Here is a 406-nt window from a genome sequence, read left to right on the forward strand (position 1 = left end):
GTCGGTATGACCGTAGTCGTGCGCGAGATCCCACGCTTTCTGCAAACCTCTCGAAGCAGGGGCTGGCGATCCATGGTGGAACTCGTCGGCCCTGCCGTGCGGAAGCGGGAATCCCGCGTCGCGCGAGCCGACACTGGCGAGCTCGGCGGAGAGATCAATGAGTTGGCGGGCGATGATATGGACCACCTCGCCTTCGCGCTGCACCCTCCCCTTGATCCCGATCATACCGGCGCCGAGCACGGTCCGGCGAAACCGCTCGAACACTTTTTCCCAGATCACGATATTGGCGACAGTGGTTTCATCTTCGATGGTCATGAACATGACACCCTTCGCCGAACCCGGCCGCTGCCGGACGAGGACCAGGCCGGCGACGTCGACCCAACGCCGGTCACGTGAGGCGACGGCC

At 64.0% G+C, this 406-nt stretch carries 1 protein-coding gene; it reads right to left on the reverse strand.

The window, feature by feature from the left end; genetic code table 11:
* On the reverse strand, positions 1-406 hold a 406-nt coding region (locus CEV33_RS00155; RefSeq protein ID WP_235818311.1), incomplete at both ends, for an OB-fold nucleic acid binding domain-containing protein.

This window comes from Brucella grignonensis, assembly GCF_002252505.1.
Taxonomy (GTDB): domain Bacteria; phylum Pseudomonadota; class Alphaproteobacteria; order Rhizobiales; family Rhizobiaceae; genus Brucella; species Brucella grignonensis.